Source organism: Candidatus Methylomirabilis sp., from assembly GCA_036000645.1.
Taxonomy (GTDB): domain Bacteria; phylum Methylomirabilota; class Methylomirabilia; order Methylomirabilales; family JACPAU01; genus JACPAU01.
Genome location: DASYVA010000029.1, coordinates 1 through 5974, shown reverse-complemented (window position 1 = coordinate 5974; position 5974 = coordinate 1). Strand labels below are relative to the sequence as shown.

12 protein-coding genes are annotated in these 5974 nt (G+C 71.6%); 11 read left to right on the top strand and 1 reads right to left on the bottom strand.

Features of this window, described 5'->3' with window-relative positions:
* Positions 1–408 (bottom strand): sigma-70 family RNA polymerase sigma factor (locus tag VGT06_01540; protein HEV8661814.1); only part of this gene is annotated, 408 nt, incomplete at its 3' end.
* A gap of 147 nt (positions 409–555) precedes the next feature.
* Here VGT06_01540 and VGT06_01535 point away from each other — a divergent pair.
* From VGT06_01535 to VGT06_01485, 11 genes are all read left to right on the top strand, one after another.
* Positions 556–717, top strand: a complete 162-nt coding sequence (locus VGT06_01535; GenBank protein ID HEV8661813.1) for a hypothetical protein — start codon at positions 556–558, stop codon at positions 715–717.
* A gap of 8 nt (positions 718–725) precedes the next feature.
* Positions 726–1184 (top strand): DnaJ domain-containing protein, encoded by a 459-nt coding sequence (locus tag VGT06_01530; GenBank protein ID HEV8661812.1) that lies wholly within the window; start codon positions 726–728, stop codon positions 1182–1184.
* 164 nt (positions 1185–1348) lie between these two features.
* Positions 1349–1576 (top strand): hypothetical protein, encoded by a 228-nt coding sequence (locus VGT06_01525; protein ID HEV8661811.1) that lies wholly within the window; start codon positions 1349–1351, stop codon positions 1574–1576.
* Positions 1577–1586: 10 nt separating this feature from the next.
* Positions 1587–1874, top strand: a complete 288-nt coding sequence (locus tag VGT06_01520) for a virulence factor (protein HEV8661810.1) — start codon at positions 1587–1589, stop codon at positions 1872–1874.
* Positions 1874–2458 carry a DUF4149 domain-containing protein gene (locus tag VGT06_01515; GenBank protein ID HEV8661809.1) on the top strand — a complete coding sequence of 195 codons (585 nt, stop codon included), beginning with the start codon at positions 1874–1876 and terminating at the stop codon, positions 2456–2458. Before VGT06_01520 ends, VGT06_01515 begins: the two co-directional genes overlap by 1 nt.
* Positions 2459–2461: 3 nt before the next feature.
* Positions 2462–2686 carry a hypothetical protein gene (locus VGT06_01510; GenBank protein ID HEV8661808.1) on the top strand — a complete coding sequence of 75 codons (225 nt, stop codon included), beginning with the start codon at positions 2462–2464 and terminating at the stop codon, positions 2684–2686.
* A gap of 121 nt (positions 2687–2807) precedes the next feature.
* Positions 2808–3200, top strand: coding sequence for a CbiX/SirB N-terminal domain-containing protein (locus VGT06_01505; protein HEV8661807.1), 393 nt, complete (start codon positions 2808–2810; stop codon positions 3198–3200).
* A 38-nt stretch (positions 3201–3238) separates the two neighbouring features.
* The gene (locus VGT06_01500) at positions 3239–4114 is read left to right on the top strand and encodes a cation diffusion facilitator family transporter (protein ID HEV8661806.1); all 876 of its coding nucleotides are present in this window, start codon (positions 3239–3241) and stop codon (positions 4112–4114) included.
* A 6-nt stretch (positions 4115–4120) separates the two neighbouring features.
* Entirely contained in the window at positions 4121–4321 is a 201-nt protein-coding gene (locus VGT06_01495; protein ID HEV8661805.1) for a hypothetical protein, read from the top strand.
* 28 nt (positions 4322–4349) lie between these two features.
* The gene (locus VGT06_01490; protein HEV8661804.1) at positions 4350–5075 is read left to right on the top strand and encodes an SDR family oxidoreductase; all 726 of its coding nucleotides are present in this window, start codon (positions 4350–4352) and stop codon (positions 5073–5075) included.
* Between the two features lie 40 nt (positions 5076–5115).
* On the top strand, positions 5116–5811 hold the full coding sequence (locus VGT06_01485; GenBank protein HEV8661803.1) for a hypothetical protein: 696 nt from the start codon (positions 5116–5118) through the stop codon (positions 5809–5811).
* Positions 5812–5974 lie beyond the last annotated feature (163 nt).

Here is a 5974-nt window from a genome sequence, read left to right as displayed (position 1 = left end):
GACGAGACGGGTCTCGAGGGGCAGGGCGAGCAGCGCCTCCTGCAGGAGCCGCCGCCGCTCGGCCCCGGCGTACTCCTCCTCCGGGCTCGACCCGCGCCCGTCGGATCTGCCGGGGGCGGGCTCGGGCCTTCGCCCCTGCCGGAGACGCCGGCGATAGTGGTCCACGCAGCAGTTCGCCACCACCCGCCCGAGCCACGTGGTGACCTTCCAGCGGGAATCGTAGGTGGCTGCCCGCTGGAACACCTTGAGGAAGGCGGCGGAGGCGGCCTCTTCGGCGTCGGCGGGATCGCCCAGGATCCGGTAGGCCACGGAGAAGATCCGGTCCTGGTGGCGCCGGACGAGGGCCTCGAAGGCTCCGGCGTCCCCCGCCTGGATCCGGCGCAGCAGAGCCTCGTCGCTCGCCTCCACCCTCACCTCCCGCCCACCCCGGCGCGTCCCTCACCCTCCTTATACGCCCGATGCCATTGCCGGGGGGTGCGAAAATTTCACGCCCGGCAGCCTTCCGGTGTACCATACGGGGGAGAGGACCGGGAGGTCGCCTGGCGAGGAGGGGACGTGAGCTTCCTCTGCGAGGAGATGGGCGTGAAGACCGGCGTGGACATCGCGCGCCTCTGCGAGGCGTCCCGGTTCCTCCAGACCCTGCTCCCCGGCATGCGGCTCCCGAGCCGCCTCCTTCAGGCAGGCCCACCCCGGCCCCGCGGGCCGGTGGCCGCGTGAGACGAGCCATGGGCGCCTGGCTGAAACGTGCCCTCCCCTTGATCCTGGGGCTCCTGTACGTCGTGAGCCCTTTTGACCTCATCCCCGATGTCCTGGTCGGGCCGGGATGGTTCGATGACCTCGCGGTCCTGGCCCTCGTGGCGTACCTCCTGTGGCGCCTCCAGGGGCGCACGGCCGCGGGGCGCCGGGGCGGGGAGGCCGCCGGAGAAGGGGAGTCGCGCCCCCGCGCCGCGGCGACAGACGAGCGCGAGGAGGACCCCTATGTCGTCCTCGGGCTCGAGCCGGGCGCGTCCCAAGAGGAGGTGAAGACGGCGTACCGGCGGCTGGTCGCCCAGTACCACCCGGACAAGGTCAACCACCTCGGGAAGGAGTTCCAGGACCTGGCCCATCGGCGCCTCATCCAGATCCAGCAGGCCTACCAGCACCTCGCGGGCCGCACTCGCCGCTTCTGGCGCCGCGGGAGCTGAACGGCCGCGGAACCCTGGTGCCCAGGCGGGACTCCCGGGCTGGGGCATGGGGCGCTTCCGCCGCTGCCGCGGGCCTTTTCATTTGTCAGGGCCGGCAACGATTTGCTACCTTCAGCGGGTGGCGCGTGCCGCTTGCCCGGGGCTCGCGGGGGAGAGGAAGAGGGATGGCGTCGGCGGAGCAGATGCTCGAGGCGATCGGCCGCTGGGCGGAGGACGCGGCATCGCGAGAGGACGAGGAGGCCCTCCTGGCTGGCCTGCAGCGGATCCTGGTGGCCTACATGCGGCAGCACGAGTCCACCTACGTCTGGGGCCGCGTGGGGGAGGCCTACGTGAAGGCTCAAGCAGAGGTCGGGGACGAGTACCCGGAAGAGGAGCTGGGGGTCGCCACCTAAGGGGGTAGGCGTGGCGCGGGTGCAAATCCTGTACTGGCGGGAGATCCCGTCCCTGGTCAAGGCGACGGCGCCGGGAGGAGAGGCCATCGTCCGGCTCCCCCAGCGCTTCCAGGACGCCATTGATCAGCTGGCAGTGGTCTGCGGCGCCAGCGATGAGGATGCTTACCTGGAGGCCTGGCGGTGGGGGCCGGCCGAGGAGCGCCACGGCAGTCCCCAGGAGGTGGCAGCGGCCGTGGCGAAGGAGTTGGAGGCGGCCCACCGGAACCTCGGCATCCCCGACGTCTTTGGAGCGGCCTGATGGAACGCCTCGAGCGCTTCGAGATCGCCCAGGATCCGCTCCCGCGGGAGGCGGCACGGTTGGCCCGCGGCGCGGTCCGCCGGGAGCGCCTCCGGACCTGGGCCTCCGGTCTGCACCTCCTGCTGCTCGGGGCCTGGGCGGGGGCGATGGCTTTCTTCGCCTTCGCCGTCGCGCCCGCCGCCTTCGCCGCCCTGCCCAGCCGGCACCTGGCCGGGGAGCTGGTCACGCGGATTGTGACCACGCTCGATGCCGTGGGGGTCCTGGCGGCCGCCCTGATCCTGGTGACGGCCCTGCTCAGCCGACCCGCCACTGCCTGGCGGCGCCCCGTCGGCGCGTTCAGCTTGACGCTCTACGCCCTTCTTCTCCTCTCCCCCGCCCTCTCGCGCGGCCTCATCTCCCCCCGCCTCCTGGCGATGCGGCAGGGCATCGGCCGGCCCATCGAGGCGCTGGCGGAGGGGGACCCGCTGCGGGTGGCCTTCAACCAGCTGCACCAGGTCTCGGTCGGGCTGCTAGGCGTGGCGCTCGTGGCGGCGGTAGTCGCCTTTGGCCTGGGGTGGCGGGAGGCCCGGAAGCGGGGGCGCTAGGGGATGGCGGAGGATCCCCGGCTGGGGGGCGGGGTGGGCCCGGATCCGGCCAAGCTGGAGAAGGTCGCGGTGAACTATCGCCCGGCGCGGAAGGAGCGGCGGTGCGGGAACTGCGTCGCCTTCCGGCCGGAGGCGCGGGCCTGCGAGCTGGTGGCCGGGGACGTGGACCCGACGATGGTGTGCGACCGCTGGGTGCCGCTGAAGCGATCCCACCCGGTCAGGGCGTGAGCGTGGCCCCCATCCACCACCTGCGGGGTCATTGGTCGTTCATCGTCCTGGGGGTCCTGGCCCTGCTGGGTGTGGTCTGGGCCTTCGGCCTCTTCTGAGCCCCCCGGGGCGGAGTGGACCTATGAGCCGAGCCATCCTCCTCGTGGACCATGGGAGCGTGAAGCGGGAGGCCAACGAGATGCTGGCCGACGTGGCAGCCATGCTCCAGCGCCTCACCGACGTCCCGATTATCCGGTATGCCCATATGGAGCTGGCCGAGCCGACCATCGCCCAGGGGGTGGCCGCCTGTGTGGCGGCCGGGGCCACCGAGATCACCGTCCATCCCTACTTCCTCGCGCCGGGCCGACACTCCACCACCGATATCCCCCGGATGGTGGCCGAGGCGGCGAAGGATCACCCGGAGGTCAGGGTGCGGGTGACGGCGCCCCTGGGGCTGCACGAGAAGATCTGCCAGGTGGTCCTGGAGCGAGTGCGGGAGACGGAGGCGGCCGGCGCGCCCAGGGGCGGGCGGTAGGGCCGAGCGGGAGGGCGCGGGGGACGGGGAGCGGCTGGATGCCCGCGCGGCACTGGGAGATTCGGACGGTCCTGTGGCGGGTCCTGCTGCTCAATTGGCTGGTGGCGTTCGCCAAGGTGGGCTACGGCGTCGCCACGGGCGCCCTCAGCATGACCGCGGACGGCGTCCACTCCCTGCTGGACGGAGCGTCCAACCTCGTCGGCCTGGTCGCCACCGGGGTGGCCAGGCGCCCCCCGGACGGGACGCACCCCTACGGCCACCGGAAGTTCGAGGCGCTGGCCGCTATGGCCATCGCCGGTCTCCTGCTCCTGGCGGCGTACGAGGTGGCGAAGGCGGCGGTCAGCCGTCTGCTGTGGCCGGCGGCCCCGATCGTGACCCCTCTCTCTTTCGGCATCAGGCTCGCGGGGATGGGGGTCAACGTCCTGGTCACGCGGTACGAGACGCGGCGGGGGCGGGCGCTCAAGAGTCAGATCCTCCTGGCGGACGCCCTGCACACCCGCGTGGACGTCTACGCGTCGGCCGCCGTCCTGGCCTCGCTCGCGGCCGCCCGCCTCGGCTATCCCGCCGTTGACGCGGTGGCGGCGCTGGTCCTGGTGGGCCTGATCCTCCGGGCGACCTGGGGGATCGCCGGCCAGAACCTGGACTCGCTGGCGGACGCCGCCCGCATCTCCCCGGAGCGGATTGCGGCTCTGGTGCAGGACATCCCGGGCATCCGGGGCTGCCATAAGGTCCGGACCCGGGGTCTGGAGGACGACGTTCACGTGGACCTGCACATCCAGGTGGACCCCGGCCTCCCGATCGAGGAGGCCCACGAGCTCTCCCATCGGGTGAAGGAGCGGATCCTGGACCGGGTTCCCACCGTCGTGGACGTGGTCGTGCACACGGAGCCGGACCTGGGTCCGGCGGCTTCCTGAGCGGCCATGTACGAGTACCTGAGCAAGCACGAGATCCTCCGCCGGTTGAGCGGCATGGAGGATCGCGAGTACAAGTACATGTTCGAACGGGAGCGGGACCCCATCGTCAAGAGCCCGGAGGAGCTGAAGCGCCGGGCCATGCAGCTGGCCGACGACGACACCTACGCCAACTGGGAGGAGTTCTGGGAGGCGGTCCTGCATGGCTAGTGCGCGGCCCCGGGGGGGCGGGAGGGGCATGGAGCGCCTGCGGGGCAAGGTCGCCGTGGTGACCGGCGGGACGCGGGGGATCGGCTACGCCATCGCGGGGGCCCTCCTCAGCGAGGGGGCGGCGGTCTGCCTCTGCGCCCGGACGGCCGCCGACGTGAAGGCCGCGGTGGCGGCGCTCCAGGAGGCCCCGGGCGGAAAGGTGATGGGCCTCCCCTGCGACGTCCGGGAGTACCCGGAGGTGGAGCGCCTCGTGGCCGCGGCGGTCGAGGCCTTCGGGGGGCTGGATGTCCTGGTCAACAACGCGGGCGCCGGGGGCCGGGCCCCCCTCGCCGAGATGTCCCTGGCGATGTGGAACGAGATCCTGGGGACCAACCTCACCGGGGTCTTCCATTGCTGCCGCGCGGCGATCCCGGTCATCCGGCGGCGGGGCGGCGGCTACATCGTGAACATCGGCAGCCTGGCCGGGAAGAACGCCTTTCCCGAGGGGACGGCGTACAACGCCTCCAAGTTCGGCCTGGTCGGGTTCAGCGAGGCCCTGATGCAGGAGGTCCGCTACGACGGGATCCGCGTCTCCTACGTCATGCCCGGGAGCGTCCACACCGGTTTCAGCGGGCACGCGGTCGGCCCGGAAGCGGCCTGGAAGCTTACCCCGGAGGACGTGGCTGCTGTGGTGCTGGATCTGGTCACTTCCGACCCGCGGGCCCTCGCCAGCCGCGTCGAGATCCGCCCGTCCCGGCCGCCGCGGAAGGGCTGACGGGCGGCTCTGGCCTTTTTTCCCTCACAAGGAGGTTCTCATGCGGGCATCATCTGTTGCAGTGCGCGCCGGCATCCTGGCCTTGCTGGTGGCGGTGGGCCTCGCCTTCCCGGAGGGTGCCCGGGCCGCTCGCCTGGGCGACCCCGCCGCCGTCGCGGCCCCAACCCGTTTCACGCTGGGGGTGGAGTACGAGTTCCTGGAGCGGGACATCGAGTACGACTCCCCTATCGCGCCCGGGAACGAGGGTGAGCTGGAAAGCCAACGGGTCCTTTTCCGGGGGGCCTACGGGATCGCGCCCAACATCGAAGTGTTTGCCCGGCTGGGCGGAGCGGAGGCGGAAACGGACACGCCGAACGTGAACGGTGATTTCGGCCTCGCCTTCGGCGGGGGGGTCAAGGGGGTCATTCTCCGGGGCCCGAACTGGGCCCTCGGTGCTGTCGGGCAATTCCTCTACTATCAGTCGGAGAATGGCGGGGAGTTGGAGGTCCTGGAGTTCGACCTGGCTAGCGGTGTCTCGTTTGCCCTGGGCCCGGTGACGCCGTACGCCGGCCTCGTCCTGCAGTTGACCCAGGGGGAGCTGACCAGCGGGGCAGGCTCGAGCGACTTCGACCAGGACAACCTCATCGGCGTCTTCTTCGGGATGAACTACGTTCCCCAGCCGAACATCTCGCTGGGGTTCGAGGCGCACCTCATCCACGAGACGGCGGTCTCGATCGCCCTGGAGGCCCGGTTCTAGGCTGACACCCCGGCCCGGGAGCGGACCCTCCCGGGCCGGGGGTGTTTTTGGCAAGCGCCTACTGCCGGGTCGCCGCCTCCACCTGCTTCTGCACCGTCTCCATCGCCTGCGCCGCCGTCACCCTCCCGTCCACGGCGTCGTCCAGCTGCTTGATGAGGATCTC